The 17,781-nt window shown below is 69.0% G+C and carries 26 protein-coding genes; 15 read left to right on the forward strand and 11 right to left on the reverse strand.

What is annotated here, in order from left to right; genetic code table 11:
- Positions 1-6: 6 nt before the first annotated feature.
- From ACFV9C_RS32975 to ACFV9C_RS32995, 5 genes are all read left to right on the forward strand, one after another.
- A complete protein-coding gene (locus ACFV9C_RS32975; protein WP_130388988.1) occupies positions 7-267 on the forward strand; it encodes a hypothetical protein in 261 nt (86 codons plus the stop codon).
- 7 nt (positions 268-274) lie between these two features.
- On the forward strand, positions 275-1,651 hold the full coding sequence (locus ACFV9C_RS32980) for a hypothetical protein (RefSeq protein WP_380199627.1): 1,377 nt from the start codon (positions 275-277) through the stop codon (positions 1,649-1,651).
- Positions 1,651-2,127: a hypothetical protein gene (locus ACFV9C_RS32985; protein WP_380199629.1), complete on the forward strand. Its 477-nt coding sequence runs from the start codon at positions 1,651-1,653 to the stop codon at positions 2,125-2,127. The genes ACFV9C_RS32980 and ACFV9C_RS32985 overlap by 1 nt, the downstream gene beginning before the upstream one ends.
- Before the next feature lie 367 nt (positions 2,128-2,494).
- Positions 2,495-2,740, forward strand: a complete 246-nt coding sequence (locus ACFV9C_RS32990) for a hypothetical protein (RefSeq protein ID WP_380199631.1) — start codon at positions 2,495-2,497, stop codon at positions 2,738-2,740.
- Entirely contained in the window at positions 2,737-3,129 is a 393-nt protein-coding gene (locus ACFV9C_RS32995) for a hypothetical protein (protein ID WP_380199633.1), read from the forward strand. Before ACFV9C_RS32990 ends, ACFV9C_RS32995 begins: the two co-directional genes overlap by 4 nt.
- Before the next feature lie 104 nt (positions 3,130-3,233).
- Here the strand turns inward: ACFV9C_RS32995 and ACFV9C_RS33000 are convergent, their stop codons facing one another.
- A complete protein-coding gene (locus tag ACFV9C_RS33000) occupies positions 3,234-3,539 on the reverse strand; it encodes a hypothetical protein (protein WP_380199635.1) in 306 nt (101 codons plus the stop codon).
- A gap of 190 nt (positions 3,540-3,729) precedes the next feature.
- Here ACFV9C_RS33000 and ACFV9C_RS33005 point away from each other — a divergent pair, with 190 nt between their 5' ends.
- Positions 3,730-4,719, forward strand: a complete 990-nt coding sequence (locus tag ACFV9C_RS33005) for an oxidoreductase (protein WP_380199637.1) — start codon at positions 3,730-3,732, stop codon at positions 4,717-4,719.
- Between the two features lie 11 nt (positions 4,720-4,730).
- Positions 4,731-5,222: a metallophosphoesterase family protein gene (locus tag ACFV9C_RS33010; RefSeq protein ID WP_380199639.1), complete on the forward strand. Its 492-nt coding sequence runs from the start codon at positions 4,731-4,733 to the stop codon at positions 5,220-5,222.
- Between the two features lie 83 nt (positions 5,223-5,305).
- On the opposite strand, the gene ACFV9C_RS33015 is transcribed toward ACFV9C_RS33010, so the two are convergent.
- Positions 5,306-5,461 carry a hypothetical protein gene (locus tag ACFV9C_RS33015; protein ID WP_166677970.1) on the reverse strand — a complete coding sequence of 52 codons (156 nt, stop codon included), beginning with the start codon at positions 5,459-5,461 and terminating at the stop codon, positions 5,306-5,308.
- 135 nt (positions 5,462-5,596) lie between these two features.
- Here ACFV9C_RS33015 and ACFV9C_RS33020 point away from each other — a divergent pair, with 135 nt between their 5' ends.
- The gene (locus tag ACFV9C_RS33020; protein WP_380199642.1) at positions 5,597-6,106 is read left to right on the forward strand and encodes a hypothetical protein; all 510 of its coding nucleotides are present in this window, start codon (positions 5,597-5,599) and stop codon (positions 6,104-6,106) included.
- Positions 6,107-6,175: 69 nt separating this feature from the next.
- The gene (locus tag ACFV9C_RS33025; RefSeq protein WP_380199644.1) at positions 6,176-7,417 is read left to right on the forward strand and encodes an exonuclease domain-containing protein; all 1,242 of its coding nucleotides are present in this window, start codon (positions 6,176-6,178) and stop codon (positions 7,415-7,417) included.
- Here the strand turns inward: ACFV9C_RS33025 and ACFV9C_RS33030 are convergent.
- The 4 genes from ACFV9C_RS33030 to ACFV9C_RS33045 all read right to left on the reverse strand — a co-directional run bounded on the left by ACFV9C_RS33030 (position 7,392) and on the right by ACFV9C_RS33045 (position 9,207).
- Positions 7,392-7,910 carry an orotate phosphoribosyltransferase gene (locus ACFV9C_RS33030; RefSeq protein WP_380199646.1) on the reverse strand — a complete coding sequence of 173 codons (519 nt, stop codon included), beginning with the start codon at positions 7,908-7,910 and terminating at the stop codon, positions 7,392-7,394. The genes ACFV9C_RS33025 and ACFV9C_RS33030 overlap by 26 nt on opposite strands.
- Before the next feature lie 21 nt (positions 7,911-7,931).
- A complete protein-coding gene (locus tag ACFV9C_RS33035; RefSeq protein WP_380199648.1) occupies positions 7,932-8,186 on the reverse strand; it encodes a hypothetical protein in 255 nt (84 codons plus the stop codon).
- Between the two features lie 55 nt (positions 8,187-8,241).
- On the reverse strand, positions 8,242-8,730 hold the full coding sequence (locus ACFV9C_RS33040; protein ID WP_380199650.1) for an FBP domain-containing protein: 489 nt from the start codon (positions 8,728-8,730) through the stop codon (positions 8,242-8,244).
- Positions 8,731-8,817: 87 nt separating this feature from the next.
- Positions 8,818-9,207, reverse strand: coding sequence for a hypothetical protein (locus tag ACFV9C_RS33045; protein ID WP_380199652.1), 390 nt, complete (start codon positions 9,205-9,207; stop codon positions 8,818-8,820).
- A 165-nt stretch (positions 9,208-9,372) separates the two neighbouring features.
- On the opposite strand from ACFV9C_RS33045, the gene ACFV9C_RS33050 reads away from it, so the two are divergent.
- The gene (locus ACFV9C_RS33050; protein ID WP_380199654.1) at positions 9,373-9,924 is read left to right on the forward strand and encodes a YceI family protein; all 552 of its coding nucleotides are present in this window, start codon (positions 9,373-9,375) and stop codon (positions 9,922-9,924) included.
- Positions 9,925-10,276: 352 nt separating this feature from the next.
- On the opposite strand, the gene ACFV9C_RS33055 is transcribed toward ACFV9C_RS33050, so the two are convergent.
- Both ACFV9C_RS33055 and ACFV9C_RS33060 read right to left on the reverse strand, forming a co-directional pair.
- A complete protein-coding gene (locus tag ACFV9C_RS33055) occupies positions 10,277-10,765 on the reverse strand; it encodes a hypothetical protein (protein ID WP_380199656.1) in 489 nt (162 codons plus the stop codon).
- 109 nt (positions 10,766-10,874) lie between these two features.
- Positions 10,875-11,402, reverse strand: coding sequence for a hypothetical protein (locus ACFV9C_RS33060; RefSeq protein WP_380199658.1), 528 nt, complete (start codon positions 11,400-11,402; stop codon positions 10,875-10,877).
- A 219-nt stretch (positions 11,403-11,621) separates the two neighbouring features.
- Here ACFV9C_RS33060 and ACFV9C_RS33065 point away from each other — a divergent pair, with 219 nt between their 5' ends.
- From ACFV9C_RS33065 to ACFV9C_RS33080, 4 genes are read left to right on the forward strand one after another with little or no spacing between them, the layout of a single operon-like run.
- Positions 11,622-12,137 (forward strand): hypothetical protein, encoded by a 516-nt coding sequence (locus ACFV9C_RS33065; protein WP_380199660.1) that lies wholly within the window; start codon positions 11,622-11,624, stop codon positions 12,135-12,137.
- 19 nt (positions 12,138-12,156) lie between these two features.
- Positions 12,157-13,326, forward strand: a complete 1,170-nt coding sequence (locus ACFV9C_RS33070; protein ID WP_380200058.1) for a sensor histidine kinase — start codon at positions 12,157-12,159, stop codon at positions 13,324-13,326.
- Positions 13,301-13,966, forward strand: a complete 666-nt coding sequence (locus ACFV9C_RS33075) for a response regulator (protein WP_380199662.1) — start codon at positions 13,301-13,303, stop codon at positions 13,964-13,966. The genes ACFV9C_RS33070 and ACFV9C_RS33075 overlap by 26 nt, the downstream gene beginning before the upstream one ends.
- 4 nt (positions 13,967-13,970) lie before the next feature.
- On the forward strand, positions 13,971-14,327 hold the full coding sequence (locus ACFV9C_RS33080) for an MmcQ/YjbR family DNA-binding protein (protein ID WP_380199664.1): 357 nt from the start codon (positions 13,971-13,973) through the stop codon (positions 14,325-14,327).
- Here ACFV9C_RS33080 and ACFV9C_RS33085 read toward each other — a convergent pair.
- Positions 14,324-14,992, reverse strand: a complete 669-nt coding sequence (locus ACFV9C_RS33085; protein ID WP_380199666.1) for a maleylpyruvate isomerase family mycothiol-dependent enzyme — start codon at positions 14,990-14,992, stop codon at positions 14,324-14,326. The genes ACFV9C_RS33080 and ACFV9C_RS33085 overlap by 4 nt on opposite strands.
- Before the next feature lie 53 nt (positions 14,993-15,045).
- Between ACFV9C_RS33085 and pgm the strand changes: the two genes are divergently transcribed.
- On the forward strand, positions 15,046-16,668 hold the full coding sequence (gene pgm, locus ACFV9C_RS33090) for a phosphoglucomutase (alpha-D-glucose-1,6-bisphosphate-dependent) (RefSeq protein ID WP_380199668.1): 1,623 nt from the start codon (positions 15,046-15,048) through the stop codon (positions 16,666-16,668).
- On the opposite strand, the gene ACFV9C_RS33095 is transcribed toward pgm, so the two are convergent.
- Both ACFV9C_RS33095 and ACFV9C_RS33100 read right to left on the reverse strand, forming a co-directional pair.
- A complete protein-coding gene (locus ACFV9C_RS33095) occupies positions 16,665-17,039 on the reverse strand; it encodes a DUF3037 domain-containing protein (protein ID WP_380199670.1) in 375 nt (124 codons plus the stop codon). The genes pgm and ACFV9C_RS33095 overlap by 4 nt on opposite strands.
- A complete protein-coding gene (locus tag ACFV9C_RS33100) occupies positions 17,036-17,773 on the reverse strand; it encodes a HipA family kinase (protein WP_380199672.1) in 738 nt (245 codons plus the stop codon). The genes ACFV9C_RS33095 and ACFV9C_RS33100 overlap by 4 nt, the downstream gene beginning before the upstream one ends.
- Between the last annotated feature and the right edge of the window lie 8 nt (positions 17,774-17,781).

Raw genomic sequence — 17,781 nt, forward strand, 5'->3', positions numbered from 1 at the left:
GTTGAGGTGTCCGACGTACTGCGGCTCAAGGAACAGCTGCACCAGGTCTCGATGGAGGCCAAGCAGGCAGCCGGGGGACTGGCCGGGTTCAAACTCCGGTTCACCCAGCACAGCCAGCTGGTGGAGAGCCTGATCGCCGGCACCGCCACCGGTATCGACCGCGACATCACCGAGATCCTGGAGGCCGCGAGCAAGGCCGTCGAACAGGCCGCCGAGGCCCTCGAGATCGCGTCCGCTGGCTGCAAGAACTACGCCGACCAGATCTGACTCCCCGGTGCCCTCCGAGCTGCAGCGGGTCGCCCGCGGCCTGGTCGACTGCTTCGACGAGATCCCGCGCGTCGTCGACCAGCTACTGCGTACGGCGGCCCGCTGCCGGGAGAACGCCCAGGTCGCACTGATCGCGTCCCGGGGCCAGGCCACCGTCGCCGCCCAGCAACTCGACGCCGCCGCCCACGCCTGCGAGGCCGCCGCCCACTACCTCTCGATGGCACCCCCCAAGGCCCGCACCTGGGCCGAGGGCCTGATCGGCGCCGCCGGCCCGTCGACGAACCGCCCGTCCTCGGACTCCGCCAACCGCAACAAGGCGACGAGCGGCGTCCGGAAGTATGAGCCCCCACTGGTAGCGGTCGCCCGCAAAGCCTTCGAAAAGTACCGCCCCACACAGACGGACCCTCTCGAGCTCGAAATCACCGTCACCGAAACCGGCGACCTGATCCTCGAAGAACGCGACAAGAAGGAAGAGGCGAAACGCGAGGAACGCCTGACCCGCGACTTCGAGTTCGTCCCGGACCGTGACGAGGAGGACGAGCCTCCCGAGTACGAGGAGCCCGACAAGAAGGAAGAGGCGAAACGCGAGGAACGCCTGACCCGCGACTTCGAGTTCGTCCCGGACCGCGACGACGAGGACGAGCCCCTCGAGTACGAGGAACGCGACGAGAAGGAAGAGGCCAAGCGGGAGGAACGCCTCACCGCCGACCACGAGATCGACGTCGACCTCACCGAAGAGGTGAAGCTCCTTCTCGCCACCATGGCCGAATCCGAGGGCCAAGAATGGCAACACGCCACCCTCACCATCACCACCGACAAAGTCGAAGCCACCTTCGACTACGCCGAAGAGCGTCATCTCGCGCCCATCACCGTCGACATCCAACTCCCCGAGCAGCCGACGATCGACTTCGATCCGGCGATGGACCTCGGTCCCCTGGGCGCAGAATTTGCTCCGGGCGTGTACGACCCCATGCATCGGTTCCTGGACAAGGGACGTGAGATTGCGGAACGCCTGGAAGAACAGGGCTGGCGTATCGACGCCCGGCCCGAGGACCACAGCTCGGGCAAGAAGAATCCTGACGTGGTACTTCGCAGATCCGGTGCCGACGACGGGTCGATCGTGGAATTCAAGACACAGGACCGGAGCAGCTCCAACGCGGTGAAGCGGAACATGCTGGCTGCGAGCGGGCAGGCGTTCGAACTGGCGGAAGCGCTCAGCGCACGCCATGAAGTCGTCATCGATGGTCGCGCGGCCGGTGTTTCCGAAGAGACTGCGTCTCGGTCGTTTCGCCGAGCTCTTGGGCAGCCTGGGTCCACCGTCGCACCGGTGGTTCATGTCATTCTCGGTGACGGTAGTCTCGTCACCTTTACCAAGGAGCAGTGATGTCGACCGACGACCATATCTTTCTTGCGGCCGACGCACCGCTCGGTGAGGTCGCGGGGTGGCTGGCTGAGGCACTTTCGCTCGAACCTGTCGACGAACCGGACCTGAAGGACGGCGCGTATCTGTTCCGTGGTCGTGCGCGGTCGGTTGACGGCGACCTCTACGTAGTGGTTCAGCCGAACGTGTACGGCGAGGCGGACCCGGAACCTGAGGATGTCTCAGCCATCGACAGGTATCAGGGCGTGGCCGACGTGCGGTACGCGGGGGCGAAAAACGAGGAGCTCCAGGCGAGAGAGGCGCGCACACTGTTCGACGAACTGGCCGGCCGAGGACACAGTGTCGCGATGATCCTCAGCCACAACTTGGCGCTGGCAGTCGCGGCGTACCTGCCGGGGGCTGGCACCCACGCCTTCCCGCCTGACACAAGCCTCGACGTCGACGACGTCGACACCTGGCTCCCCTGGGTCGTCAGCTGAGCCTGTGCCCGGTCACAACTGTCCGACGACGACGAGATGTCGAACAGCGGCACCATGTTCCTGACCGCTCGCGGCGCCGGATGAGGTGCAGGCGATGGATCGGCATGCGATCGGGGTCTAGGTCCGTGGAGGCTCTGACGACGATCTGCGTCGCGAGGTGGGACGCCTGTTTCGACACGCGGCCCTGGGTTCAGGGGCTTCCTCACGGGGTGTGAGATTTTTCTCCGAAGTTGCGTCATGAACGGTTGGGCGGGCCGTCACTACCTGTGAACCCATCCCCACAGGGAAGTGGAAGTGATTGACGTGAAGGGTTGTCTTGCGAGGTCGCTGATGGGATCCGGCTCGACTCGGTGCCGGGTGTATTGACATGGACGACAGTGGTTGTTCGCGGTCGGTTGCGGTGCGGGTGGAGCGGCGGCGGGTGCGGGTCTGGTTCGGGGAGCACGTGGTGGCGGACTACCGGGCCGAGGCCGAGTTGGCGGAGCGGTACGCCGAGGCGATGTCGCGGAGGTTCGCCGGGTTGCGGGTGACCAGCGAGCCGTTGCCCGAGCACGATCCGGGGCCGGAGCGGCGGTTGCCGGGGGAGCGGCTCTGGGAGGTGGCGCCGAAATGAGTTCGCGTCGGTTCCGGCTGATCCGCCATCAGGACGTCTCCGGCGTGAGCGGCACCGGGCCGGTCGCCGAGGGTGTGCAGTTCACCGACGGGGCGGTCGCGCTCCGCTGGTACGGCGACTATCCGACCACGACCGTGTGGGACGGGATCGACTCCGTCGTCGCGATCCACGGTCACGGCGGGGCCACCGTGGTCGAGTGGCTGGATCCCGAACCGGGGCCCGACCCCGACCTGAGGCTGCCGCCCCGCGAGACCCTGCCACCCCGTCCCTGGCCGGACCTGCACTCGGCCGTCGAGCCGCAGGACCCCGACCCGTTGCACTCCGAGCGTGACTATCGGGCGGCGCCGGGCGCAGCACCGCCCTGGTCGTCGCGCCGCGTCTTCCGCTGAGGTATCCGATCCACCGGTGCCGGGTTTCACCCCCCTCCCCGGCACCGGTCATCGCAGGTACGGCGTACGCCCGGGCGAGCCGGTGTACGCCGTACCTGTCAGCGCTAGTCCATCCGGTCCAGCAGGTCGAGGTTGTAGAACGTGCCCGGACCGTCGCACAGTTCCATCATTCTTTCCGACATCTCGGTGGTGTCGGGGCGTTGCGAGTTCGCCATCGCCTCCTCGTAGGAATTGAACTCGACGATTGCGAAGTACCGGCCCTGGTCGTCGCGGTCGGCGCAGGTCAGGCCGCCCACGGGCGTCGGCCCCTCGTTCTCGGCCGCGCGCTTGGCGCGGTACTCGTTCATCAGCGCCGCGACCTCGTCCGGTTTCGAGGTCCGGTACTCGATGATCTGAACGAAACCAGCCATCTCTCCCCCTGGTTGTGAATCGACACTCACCCCTGGGTGTCTCCTGCTCCGACAGTGCGCCCGGATCGCCTGCCTGGCAAGGTCGGACGGCTTACGGTGACCTGACGAGCGCGGTGGATCACAGGCCGTTGTTTCTGCCCTCGGCAGAGGAGCCTGGGAATTGTCGGCGGGGCCTGATTTGCTGGCCCGCATGGAGATTCTGATCCTTGGTGGTACGGCGTTCCTCGGTCGGGAGATCGCGACGCAGGCGCTCGCCCGCGGGCACGCGGTGACGTGTGTGGCGCGTGGCGAGAGCGGCGCGGTCGCGGCCGGCGCGACGCTGGTGGCCACCGATCGAAGCCGTCCGGACGCGTACGGCGCGGTCCCGGCGCGCGAGTGGGACGCGGTGTTCGAGGTGTCGTGGCAGCCGGGGTTCGTGAAGGGCGCGCTGACCGCGTTCGGCGCGCGGGCGAAGCATTGGACGTACATCTCGTCGGGGAACGTGTACGAGAAGTTCGACACCCCCGGCGCCGACGAGTCCGCGGTACTACGGGAGCCGGTCGAGGGCGATGTCGCGGAGCGGGAGCAGTACGGCGAGGCGAAGGTGGCGTGTGAGCAGGCCTCGCTGGAGGCGGTCGGGGACCGGCTGGTGATCGCCCGCGCCGGGCTGATCGGCGGGCCGGGGGACATCAGCGACCGGGCCGGTGCGTGGGTGGCGCGGGCGGCGCTGGCGCCAGAGGAGCCGCTGCTCGTGCCCGACACGCCCGATCTGGCGACGGCGGTCATCGACGTACGGGATCTGGCCGGCTGGCTGCTCGACAACGCGGAGCGCGGGCGGACCGGGACCTTTGACACGTACGGTCCGGTCGTGCCGTTCGGGGAGTGGATCGCGACGGCGCGCGAGGTCGGCGGTCACGCCGGGCCGGTGGTGCTCGCGCCGCGGGAGTGGCTGGAGGAGCAGAAGGTCGAGCAGTACATGGGGCCTGAGTCGCTCACGATGTGGATCACCGAGCCCGGGTACGAGGGCTGGTCGGAGCGCAGTGGTGCGGCCGCGGCGGCGGCTGGGCTGACGCACCGGTCGCGGACGGAGTTCATGGCGGACTCGCTCGCCTGGGAGCGCGAGCTCGGCCTGGAGCGGGAACGCCGCGCCGGCCTGAGTCTCGCCAAGGAGACGGAGTTGATCGCGGCACTGAAGGCATAGAGAGTGGGCGCATGCGCCTGACGCTGATCTCGGACACTCACCTGCCGGTGCGGGCGAAGAAGCTGCCGGCGCCGGTGTGGGAGGCGGTCGAGCATGCCGACGTGGTCATCCATGCCGGGGATTGGGTGAGCGTCGGACTGCTGGACGAGTTGGAGTCCCGTGCTGCCCGACTGATCGGGTGCTGGGGCAACAACGACGGCCCGGAACTGCGGGCGCGGCTGCCCGAGGTCGCGCGCGTGACGCTCGACGGACTGTCGGTGGCTGTCGTCCACGAGACCGGTCCGGCCAAGGGGCGCGAGGAGCGCTGCGAGGCGGCGTACCCGGGGGTGGATCTGCTCGTGTTCGGGCACAGCCACATCCCGTGGGACACCACGAGCGTGGGCGGGCTGCGGCTCCTGAACCCGGGCTCGCCGACGGATCGCCGGCGGCAGCCGTACTGCACGTACCAGACCGCGACGATCACCGCCGGTCGCGTCGAAGAGGTTGCCTTACACAACCTTTAGGAGCAGACGGCCGGGCGCGTGTGGCCGACGCCGTACCACCGAGTTACGGCGCACCCACACGTGCCCGGCCGACGTTGGCCGGGTCAGGCGTTCGCTGCTTCCTTGACCCTGGTTTTGAGGCGATCGCGGACCTCTTCCGGCGTGTACGCACGGCGCTTCCGCTCGCCCCGCGCGACCACAACGCCCGTGGCAGCCACGCCGACGAGCCCCGCAAGCCCTACCACCTTCCATACCTTCATGCCGACTAACCTAGCGACGTGAACAGCCGGATTTCCTTGGATGACGCTACGGAACTGACACGAACAGGTGACATTTGGCTGTTCCGCGGTGCGAGCGCGGCGGATCGTGCGATCCAGCTGACCACGAACAGCCCCGTGAACCACGTTGGAATGGCAATCGTCGTCGAGGACCTGCCGCCGCTGATGTGGCATGCGGAGCTGGGCCGTTCGCTGCCGGACGTGTGGACCGGCACGCACCACCGCGGCGTGCAGCTGCACGACCTTCGGGACGCGGTGATGGTGTGGGGCAACAAGTACGGTCAGCGCGCCTGGCTGCGACAGCTCGACCACCCGGTGACGCGGGACCTGGAGGACGCCGTACTGAAGACGGTCGCGCGCCTCGACGGTACGCCGTTCCCGTCGACGGCGCGGCTTGCGTCGCGCTGGGTCCGCGGGCGGATGCCGGCGCTGCGCAAGGGCTCGCAGGAGCTCGAGTCGGCGTACTGCGCCGAGGTAGTCGCGCTGACCTACGAGGCGATGGGGCTGCTGCGCGGCCGGCGCCCGAACTGGTACGACCCGGGCCGCTTCTGGAGCGGCGACGAACTGCAGCTCGCGCACGGCGCGAAACTCGGCGCGGAGATCGCCGTGGACCTGCTGGAATCCTGACACGGCGAAAACTGTCGGCGGCCTGTGATTGGCTTGTTCCAGTCGGTCATCGACCGGAGGAGGACCCGGATGTACGCCGTCATCGACACCGAGACGACCGGCCTGTTGCCGAGCCATCGGCACCGGGTGATCGAGATCGCGGTCGTGCTGCTGGACGCGCGCGGACAGGTCGAGCGTGAGTGGGTGACGTTGCTGAATCCGCAGCGCGACCTCGGTCCGCAGCACATCCACGGGATCCTCACCGCCGACGTGCTGGCGGCGCCGGAGTTCGCAGGCATCGCGGCGCAGCTGGGCGAGCTGCTGGCCGGGCGGATGGTTGTCGGGCACAACGTCGAGTTCGACCTCGGGTTCCTGCGGGCGGAGTTCGCGCGGCTCGGTGTCGCGGTGCCGCTGATCACCGAGCGGTCGATGTGCACGATGGCGCTGGCGGGCTACCTGCACCCGGGCGCGAAGCGGACGCTGGGCGCGTGCTGTGCGGCCGCGGGGATCTCGATCGAGGGCTGGCATTCGGCGCTGGCGGACACCCGCGCCACGGCCGAGCTGTTCGCGCAGTATCTGGGCGCGTTCGCCGCACCGCCACCGTGGCAGTGGGCCTATGAGGAGGTGCGCCGGTTGCCGTGGCCCGACCTTCCCGGGGCGACTGCCGCGCCGGTGGTGCGGCCTGTGCACGCGGGTGGCCGGCACGGGTGGATGAGTCGACTCGTCGACCAGTTGCCCCGCGTGCCGGAGCCGCCGCAGGCCGACTCGTACCTGGTGCTGTTGGACACGATCCTCGCCAACCGCGAGATCACCGCGGCGGACGCCGACCAGCTGGTGCAGGTTGCCAACGAGCTCGGCATGACCCGTCCGCAGGTGGACCACCTCCATCGGTACTACGTGTCCGCGCTGGCCGACGCGTCCTGGGCGACCGGTGTCACGCCGGATCAGCGCAACGACCTCGACCAGGTCGCGGTGATGCTCGGGCAGCGGGTGTCCGACGTCGACGACGCACTGGTCCGCGCGAGCGGCGGGCGGTACGTCGTGCCGGATCGTCCTGGGGCGCGCGGGTTTCCGCGGGGGAGCACGATGGTGTTCACCGGGGACATGGTCGAGCCGCGGGAGGTGTGGTGGGACCGGGCGGTCGCGGCCGGGTTCGCGCCGCAGGAGGCGGTCCGGCCGGACACGACGTTCGTGGTCGCGGCCGACGTCGACAGCCTGTCGGTGAAGGCGCGGGCGGCGCGGGAGTTCGGCGTACCGATCATCTCGGCCGAGGACTTCCGCCGGTTGTTGCCGGCGGACGAACCAGTCAGGCAGCCAGGTGTTCCCGGGTGAGCAGGGCGTGCAGCCTCAGGCCGGCCTCGGTCAGCGGGTCGGGGGTGCCGTCGTTGCGGTTGATCACGCAGAGGGCGTCGGTGATGGTGGCGCCGAGCGCGCGGAGCTCGTTGGTGGAGAGGACGATCTGACCGCCGGTGGTGACGACGTCCTCCACGATCGTGACCCGGCGGCCCTTCGTCTCGGCGCCTTCGGCCAGTCGGCAGGTGCCGTAGGACTTGGCCTCCTTGCGGACGAACGCGCACGGCAGGCCGGTGTGCCGGCCGAGCGCGGTGACGACCGGGATCCCGCCCATCTCGAGACCGGCGAGTACTTCGGTGCCGGCCGGGACGAGTGGGACCATCGCGGCCGCGATCTCGTCCAGCAGTACCGGATCGGCCTCGAACCGGTACTTGTCGAAGTACTCCGTGGTCGTCTGCCCGGACCGGAGGACGAACTCGCCGGTCAGATGTGCGGTTGCGTGTACCCGGCGCCCCAGCTCAGCAAGTTCCACACCGCGCACCCTATCCGGCGGTCACTCCTGGTCGGGCGCAGGCTCGATCTCGAAGTGCAGTTGCTTGCCGGAGCGGATGCGCTCGATCGCGGACCGGCAGGCGTCCTGGCTGATCTCGACGCCGATCTTGCCGAGCTTTCGCCGCAGGATCCTGGCCGCGTCGTTCGCCGACCGATTGCTGGACTCGTTGATCGCCTCGATCGCGGTAGCGGTGAGTCGTTCGCGGATGTCCGGGTGGGTTGCGGCGATGTCATGCGTGATGCGGAACTCGGTCATTCGCGACTCGCTTTCTTGCGCGCTCGATGCGGGCCGGCAGGTGTCTCCAGGATAGTTACCCGAGAACCCGCTGGACGAAGCTCTCCAGTCGTGTCGCGAGTCGCTCCGCACGCACCTCGGGGGTCGCCGTCTCACCCTGCGGTACGTCGAGCTCCTTCAGCCCGCGGATGTACAGCGAGCACGCGAGGTCGGCGCACAGGTACAGCCCGACCGTGTTGCCCTCGCGCCCGGCCGTCCCCGCGCGCCGGGCCGCGAACAGCGCCACGTCGCTGACGTGGTGAGCGGTGGTGCAGAGGTCGCACAGCCCCGCGAACCGGCGTGCCGCGCCGGACGACTGCGTGCTGACCGCGATCCCGGTGACGCCGCCGTCGCGGCGGACGACCAGGTAGCCGCGGTTCGGCGCCTTGCCGTCGCGCCAGCCGAGGAAGTCCATTGACTCCCAGGGCAGCTCGGTGAATCGCGGCGGCAACGCGATCGCCTTCACCTGGCTCTTGGTCGAGTTGACGAACGAGCGCCTGATCTCGTCGGCGCTGAGCGGTTCCACGGTGGGTCCTCCGATCCTTCGAGGACCCATGAGACCTGCTCGCCGGGCCGCCGCGCAACCCGTTAACCAAGTTGCCATCGGCAACGGTCAGGAGTCGGCGTAGCGCGTGCTGCGGCTCGCGTCGTGGTTGCGGAGGTCGACGCCGAAGTCGACCGAGGCCTTCAGCCGGAGCAGCAGCGAGGCCAGCTCGGGTGCGTCGTCGGCGTCGTCTGAGGTCAGCGTCAGGTCGGTGCCGGCCGCGGCCGGTGCCAGCCGGAACGTCAGCGTGCGGCCGAAGTACCGCAGTGCGTAGAGCTGGTCGCGGACGGTGTGCTCGATCCGGCTCTCGTCCCTGCGGCCGTCGGCGAGCACGAACGAGATCACGCCGTCGGACTCCGGTGCCTGCTCGGCCCAGAACCGCTCGCGGCCCAGAACCGTGCTGATCGCCCGGTAGACGTCGCTCGCCGCCGACGCGCAGTACACCTTCTGCTCTGCCAACCCCGCCACCCCTGATGCGAACCCCGTGCTGATCCGGACCAGTCCATTGTCCGGGCTGATCGGGTTCATCAGACGGACACGCCGGGTGAGGGGTGGACATCTGTCCGCGAAGGGTGAAATCTGGACTGTGTAAAGTTCAACTAGTTAATTCTGGAGGAATCCTCGATGTCCAGCGAGTATGCCGCACTGAGCGGTGACTACACTCTCGACGCCTCCCACACCCGGATCGGCTTCAGCGCCCGGCATGCGATGGTGACCAAGGTCCGCGGTGCGTTCGACGAGTTCGAGGGCTCGTTCCACATCGACGGCGAGAACCCGGAGAACTCCTCCGGCAAGGTGACGATCCAGGCGAAGAGCATCAACACCCGCAACAACCAGCGCGACGACCACCTGCGCAGCAACGACTTCCTGGCGATGGACGAGCACCCGGAGATCACGTTCGCGTCCACCGCGGTCAAGAAGACCGGCGATGCCGAGTTCGTGGTGACCGGCGACCTGACGATCCGCGGCGTGACCAAGCCGGTCGACGTCACGTTCGAATACACCGGTACGGCGACCGATCCGTTCGGCAACCAGCGGCTCGGGCTCGAGGGGTCCGTCGTGGTCAACCGCAAGGACTTCGGCGTGAGCTGGAACGCCGCGCTCGAGGGCGGCGGCGTGCTGGTCAGCGAGAAGGTCACGCTCGAGCTCGAGGTCTCGGCGATCAAGTCCGCCTGACCGCACCCCGGGGGACCTCGGACCCGGCATGCCGTGTCTCGGGTCCCCGGACGGGGTCGCGTGGCCCTACGGGATGTCCTCGGTCCCCTGGCGGGGTGGCGCTGCGGGTGTCGTCGCTTCCCGGCGGGGTCGCGTGGCACTGCGGGGTGTCCTCGGTCCCCTAGCGGGGTGGCGCTACGGGTGTCCTCGTTCCCCGGCGGGGTCGCGTGGCGCTGCGGGTGTCCTCGGTCTCCTAGCGGGGTGGCGGTACGGGTGTCCTCGCTCCCCGGCGGGGTTGCGTGGCGCTGCGGGTGTCCTCGGTCCCTGGCGGGGTCGCGTGGCGCGGCGGGGTGTGCTCGGTGTTCTGGTGGGGTCAGGCGTGGCGGGTGGTTTGCTGGAGGAGTGCTTCGACCGCCTGGCGGAGGTCGGTGTCGTGGTGCGGACCGGACCAGACCACGATCCGGCCGCGGTCGCCGAGCTTGGCGCTGACCAGGTCGCGGGCCGGCGCGGGGTCGCCCTGGTTGACGAGGACGACGAGCCGCCGGCCGTCGCGCTGCAGCCGGTCCAGCAGCGGCGGCAGCGTGGAGCCGCGGAACACGCCGGGATCGCTCTTCACCTTGGTCTCGATCATCACGCCGCGACCGCGGACCACCAGCAGGAAGTCGGCCCGGTCGCGGGTGAACTCGCGATCGTGGTAGATCCGCGCCTTCGGCCAGAGCCGCTGCAGCGCGGCGTCGACGTCGGCGTCGTACTCCGCCGCGAGCCGGCTGACGCGCGAGCTGGTACCGCGCGGCCGGAACGTCTCGTGCCCGCGACCGCCGAGCCAGGACGGCAGTAGGCTGCGAATGTGTGTGTCGATCATCGGTGGACCCCTCGACCTAGCCGGCACTCACAGGCGAGTGTGCCCAGGCTCGTCCGGAGGAATCCGCTGTGCGCGCGATCGTGATCGCACCGCCACACAGTTGAGGTGATCAGCAGGCGGTGGGGGTGGTGGTGCCGCCGTCGACGATCCACTTCGAGTCCTCCGTGACGACGCGCATCTGGTCGAGCCAGCGGGTCGGCGTGGTGTTCGGCAGGACGCCGCGGCCGCGGACGTTCACGGTGCGGGCCGAGGTGGTGTCGTAGCAGGCGCTGACCAGCACGCCGTTCGTCGCGAGCGTGCGCTTGGCCCAGACCACCTTCGTGAGCCCGGTGTTGTGCAGCTTGTTGGTCCGGAAGTACTTCGCCTGCGCGCTGATCGCCTCGTACATCTTCGGCGTCATCACCGACTCGAGCTGGGTGGTTTTGCTGCCGCCGCTGCGCATCATCACGTCGAGCGCGACGCGGTACGCGTAGTAGGCGTTCAGTACCGGGTCGTCGGAGCCGAGGCCGTCGGTCGCGGCCCGGGCCGCCTTGTGGGCGGCCGGCGCCGCCGCGGCGATGCCGCTGTCGGTGCCGCACCCCTGGAGCAGCAAAACCGGAAGCAGTGTGGCGGCCACGGCCAGGTTCCGCTTGCGCATGAATCCTCCTGTTGGACGAAAACCCCCGTCCTCGTGCCGCCGGTGCGAACCCATGCGGCACTGACCGTGTAACGCGGCGGCACGTATCGTGGTCACTGTGACCTGGATCACACAGCACCCCCTACCCGGGTACTGGTCCGGGTTCGGCTCTCTGGCTGGAGGTGCCGGCGGCGCCGGATTTCTAGGCTCGATCTCAGTTGCCGAGACCGAGGAGAGACCATGACGGAGACGCTGAACCGGCCGATCGCGGCCGTGCGGGACCGGAGATTCGGTCAGTGGCTGGTGTACGACGTCAGATTGCTGCCGACAGGTCTGATGGCGATGGCGGACGCGATCGTCGGCGAGCCGGAGAGGGCGGCGCGCCGGTGGCAGGTTGCTCCGAAGACCACCGCCCGGACGTTCGGCGACGGTCTGCTCAGCGCAGTACTCGGACTGGCGAGCCTGTTCGTGCTGTTCCTGACCGTGCTCGCCGTGGTGCGCGGTCCGTTCTGGGGCTTCGTGGAGCACGGCCCGGTCGAGCCGGGTACGTGGGGCGGCCCGAGCCGCGCCGGTGCGTGGGCCACGCATGGTGTGCTCGCAGTGCCGTGCATCGTCGCGTTCTTGTTCGTACTGCATGGCATCGCGGCGCTGCAGGTGCTCCTGGTCCAGGGGACGCGCAAGTGGGTGCTTCCGGCAACCATCGTGCTGGCCGGCGGGACCCTCGCGTTCTTCTGCGCGTGGCTGCAGCAGGTGTGAGTAGGGTCCAACCGTGCAGATGCGGAGATGGGTTGCGGACCTGGGCGTTGTCGCTCTGCTCTTCCTGACTGTCCTGGACCTCGCACAGCACTACGAGGTAGCCATCGGAGCCGCAGTGGCGCTTGCCATTGCGCGTGCGCTGGCCTTGAGTCTGTCGTGGCTCTGGCCGCGAGTTGCGGTCGTGGTCTCGCTTGTGACCACGGGCGTCACGGCAGCGCTCACAACACCGGTCAGCGCGAGTGAGCCATGGCCATGGGGTACGACAGCTGCTTTCGGGCACTCGTTCGTCCTCGCGATCGTCGGTGCGCGTGGGCTCGGCCGTCGTGAACAGCTGGGCTGGTGGGTCGCTACGCAGGCTCTGGGGCTCGGTGCGATCGCCCTGGCTCCGGACCGTGGAGGCTGGCGCGGGCTGATCACGATGGCCGTCCTGTCCGCGGTAGCGGTAGTGGTGGGCGACCTGGTCCGCTCTCGCCGCGAGACGAACCGCCTCCTCGTGGAGCAGGAGACGATCAGCAAGAGCGAGCGCGCGGAGCGGGAGCGGCTGCAGGAGCGCACCCGGATCGCCCGCGAGCTGCACGACGTTGTGGCGCACCATCTGTCGGTAGTGGTCGTCCGCGCAGACAGTGCCCCGCACCGGCTGGCCGACGTACCGGATGAGGTGCGTGCTGAGTTCGCGGGCATTGCCGATGAGGCACGGGCTTCGCTGACCGAGATGCGTCGCGTACTGCGGTTGCTACGCGAGCCCGTGGACCAGCCGCAGGAGCTGGGACCGCAGCCTGGTCTCCAAGAAGTGCCTGAGCTCGTGGAGAGCACCCGACGCGCTGGGGCTGACGTACGGCTGGTGGGTGAGGTGCCGAGCGGGTTCGACCCGGCTGTCGAGCTCACGGCGTACCGCGTTGTACAGGAGGGGATCAGCAACGCAGTACGGCACGCACTGCACGCGGTGGTGGAGGTTGCGGTACGTCGTACCGCGGGGGAGCTGGAGGTCACCGTGCAGAACGCGAGGCCGCCGCGTCCCGTCGTACCGGCTCCTGGGAGTGGACAGGGGCTGGCGGGGATGCGGGAGCGGGTCGCGCTTGTCGACGGGACGGTGAGCACCGGTCCGACCCCGGAAGGCGGTTATCTGGTGCAGGCAGTCATTCCGGTCGGACAGGAGGTGGCGGGTGGCGATCACGGTCATGGTGGTTGACGACCAGGAGATGGTCCGGGCCGGCTTCGGTGCGTTGCTGGACGCGCAGCCGGACCTGCAGGTGGTCGGGCAGGCGGGCGACGGTGCGCAGGCGGTCGAGTTGGCGGCTGAGTTGAAGCCTGACGTGATTCTTATGGACGTACGAATGCCTGTGCTCGACGGTCTCGCTGCTACGAAGCGCATCCTTGCCGGGAGTACGCCTGGTGAGCCGCCGCGGGTCGTGATGCTCACGACGTTCGACCTGGACGACTACGTGTACGCCGCACTCCGTGCTGGTGCCAGCGGGTTCCTGCTGAAGCATTCGACGCCGGACGAGCTGGCAGCGGCAGTACGGGTCGTTGCGGCCGGGGACGCTCTGCTGGCGCCATCTGTCACGCGCAGGCTCGTGGAGGACTTCGCTCGCACGCAACCCGTCGTACAGGTGACACCGGCCCGGCTGACGCCGCGGGAGACCGACGTACTGCGGTTGGTCGCGAGAGGGCTGTCCAATCGGCAGATCGCTGAGGAGCTCGTGCTGGCCGAACAGACCGTCAAGGGCCACGTCAGCAACGTCCTGACCAAGCTGGACCTCAGAGACCGCGCACAGGCCGTCGTCTACGCCTATGAATCCGGCGTAGTGGTCCCTGGTCCGCGACACTAGGCAGATGGACGTTCTGGAACGTGTACGCAGCCTGTGCCTTGCACTGCCCGAGGTGACCGAGCGGCCGAGCCACGGTGAGCCGACGTGGTTCGTCCGGGACAAGAAGACGTTCGTGATGTACGCCGACCACCACCACGACGACCGCCTCGGCGTCTGGATGGCGGCACCACCCGGTGTCCAGGAGTCGCTGGTCGCGGACGACCCCGAGCACTTCTACCGGCCGCCGTACGTCGGCCACCGCGGCTGGCTCGGCGTGTTCCTGGATGTGGACGTCGACTGGGACCACTTCGAGGACCTGGTCGAGAACGCGTACCGCCAGATCGCCCCGAAGACGCTGATCGCCCGCCTCGACGAGGCCTAGTCGTTCAGCGACACCGACGTCTGCGGGAACCAGGCCGGCGCCGGGATCCAGGCGCCGGCGTGGTCCGGGTCGTCCCAGTCCCACTGCGCGATCTGCGCCTTGCTGCGGCGGCCGAAGATGGCTCGGAACAGCTCGTACGCGCTGGTGCGGACGGTCGCCTCGGGCGCGTCGGAGCCGACCGAGTACGTGCCGTCCGGCGTGATGACGGTCAGCGGTCCGGGTTCGTCGAGCATCCAGTCCAGCGCGGCCAGCCACAGCTCGGCCGGCGGGCGCCCGCTGCCGATCGCGCCGTGCAGGTCGGCCTCGTGGACGGCGGCGTCGACGTACGGGTTGCACACCAGCGGATGCGATGTCGTACCGCCGACGATGACCGCCTCGAGAGCCGATCCGGCGGTCTCCCATTCGGCCAGTACCTCGGCGATCGGCAGGTTCTGCCGCCTGGCGACCTGGGCCGCGGTCCACGGCGGATGTGGGGCACCGACGACGTTGCCGGCCGCGAAGTCGGCAGCAACGCCGGCCAGGTGCGCGATCAGGTCCTGCACGCTCCACTGCGGACAGGCAGGCACCTGCCGGTCCAGGTCCTCCGCACTGAGGTCCTGCACCGCCGCGGCCATCCGTTCACGTCCTGCGTGGTACAGCTCGGCGCTTCGCTTCGGGTCCGTCACGGAACCATTGTCACCCCGTACAGCCCTCGCCGGTCTTGTGGTTGCATGTGGGCATGCACCCACGCGCAGGCCAGCCAGCACAGCCCGAGGACCTCGTCGACGTCGACGCCATGCTGGCGGCGTACGGCGACATCACCCCGGACGTCGAGAACCCGGCCCAGAAGGTCGTCTTCGGTACGTCGGGGCACCGGGGCTCGAGTCTTGACGGGGCGTTCAACGAGGCGCACATCCTGGCGATCACGCAGGCCGTCTGCGAGTACCGGGCCGGCCAGGGTACGACGGGGCCGCTGCTGGTCGGCCGGGACAGCCACGGGCTCTCGGAGCCGGCGTGGCGGACGGTGCTCGAGGTGCTGGCCGGCAACGACGTACAGACGCTCGTGGACAGCGCGGACCGGCTGACGCCGACGCCGGCCGTGTCGCACGCGATCCTGCGGCTGAACCGCGGCGCCGGTGCGGACGCCGACGGCATCGTCATCACGCCGTCGCACAACCCGCCGCGGGACGGCGGCATCAAGTACAACCCGCCGCACGGCGGCCCGGCCGACTCCGACGCCACCAGCTGGATCGCGAACCGCGCCAACGCGCTGATCGCCGCCGGCAACCGGGAGGTACGCCGGACGCCGTTCGAGCAGGCGCGGCAGCACGCCGGGGACTACGACTTCCTCGGGCACTACGTCGACGACCTGCCGTCGGTAGTGAACCTGGCCGCGATCCGGGACGCCGGCGTGAAGATCGGGGCCGACCCGCTCGGCGGCGCGAGCGTCGACTACTGGGCCGCGATCGCCGAGCGGCACGGGCTCGACCTGACCGTGGTGAACCCGCGGACCGACCCGGCCTGGTCGTTCATGACGCTCGACCACGACGGCAAGATCCGGATGGACTGCTCGTCGCCGTACGCGATGGCGTCGCTGGTCGCGCAGCGGGACAAGTACGACCTGGCGACCGGGAACGACGCGGACTCCGACCGGCACGGCATCGTCACGCCGGACGCGGGGCTGATGAACCCGAACCACTACCTGGCCGTGGCGATCTCGTACCTGTTCAGCAACCGCCAGTGGGGCGCGGACGTTGCTGTCGGTAAGACGCTCGTGTCGTCGTCGCTGATCGACCGTGTAGTCGCGGACCTCGGGCGGCGGCTGTGGGAGGTGCCTGTCGGCTTCAAGTGGTTCGTACCGGGGCTGGTTGACGGTTCTGTCGGGTTCGGTGGTGAAGAATCGGCAGGTGCTAGCTTCTTGCGCTTCGATGGCACCGTGTGGACCACAGACAAGGACGGGATCCTGCTGGCGTTGCTGGCGAGTGAGATCACCGGGGTGACGGGGGAGACGCCGTCACAGGCTCACGCGAAGCTGGTGGATCGTTTCGGTGCGTCGGCGTACTCACGGGTCGATGCACCGGCTACCCGGGAGCAGAAGGCCAAGCTGGCGGCTCTGACGCCAGAAGCGGTCACGGCGACCGAGTTGGCGGGAGAGCCGATCGTTGACCGGCTCACGCACGCCCCTGGCAACGGGGCGGCCATTGGCGGGCTGAAGGTCACCACGGAGTCGGCCTGGTTCGCTGCGCGGCCGTCCGGCACCGAGGACCTCTACAAGATCTACGGCGAGTCCTTCAAGGGCGCCGACCACCTGGAGCAGGTCTTCGAGCAGGCCCGCGAGGTGGTGTCCGCGGCACTCGCCTAACGGACGAACGCGTCCAGCAACCGTTCCAGCTCCGCAGCGGGGTCCGTGGTGATCCCGCTGTGGATCGGACCGGGGTGTACGACGGTACTGCGAGGCGCCGCGAGCCACCGGAACCGCTCACCGATCGAGGTGGCCGCCGCCGGTCCACCTACCGGATCTCCGGCACAGATAGCCCGAACCTGCTCCAAGGACGCGCAGACGACGTCAACGTCGACAGCCGGGTCCAGGGCCATCAGACGCTCCGGCCGAACGTCCCATCCGGCCCCCAGGTAGTCCAGCGCCCGGCAGTAGAGCACCGCGCCGACGTTGATGAACTCACCCCGCTGGATACGCGGCGCCGCCCGCAGAATCACATAGTCGAAAGGCTTCACCGCACACCCCCCGGCACCCAGGCGGCCCTGTTCCCCAACCGCGCCAGCAGGTGTCCGACGTACCGCTCCCGGTCCCCGTCTTCCAGCCACTCATCCGGCACGAGCCCCACGACTTCGGTCAACAGTTCAGGGCTGATCGCCGCGGCCAGCTCGGCATCCACCTTCGCCACACCTGGTACAGCCACCGAGAAGACGTGGTCCGATGCGTCGTACGGCTGGGAGGCGAACTTCTCCGCGGACATCCACGAGTGATGGAAGTACAGCGCCGCGCCGTGGTCGATCAGCCACAGGTTCTTGTGCCAGACCAGCATGTTCGTGTTCCGCCACGAGCGGTCCACGTTCGCGACGTACGCGTCCAGCCAGAGGATCCGCGCCATCGCGTCGTCACCCGGGTTGCCGGCCGATCCGTCGTACCCGAAGGAGCCCGGCAGGAAGTCGACGGCCAGGTTCAGGCCCGCGCTGCGGATCAGCAGCTCCTGGATCTCGAAGTCCGGCTCCGACTTGCCGATCGCCGGGTCGAGCTCGATCAGCTTCAGCTCCGGCACCCGCAGGCCGAGCCGCCGGAACAGCTCGCCGACGATCACCTCGGCCACCAGCGCCTTCGGGCCCTGGCCGGCGCCGTGGAACTTGATCACGTACGTGCCCAGATCGTTGCCCTCGACAACACCCGGCAACGACCCACCCTCGCGCAACGGCAACACGTAGCGCGTCGCGCTGACAATCGGCAGACTCACGCGGGGCA

Origin of the sequence: Kribbella sp. NPDC059898 (assembly GCF_042730855.1) — a bacterium.
In the GTDB taxonomy this organism is placed as follows: domain Bacteria; phylum Actinomycetota; class Actinomycetes; order Propionibacteriales; family Kribbellaceae; genus Kribbella.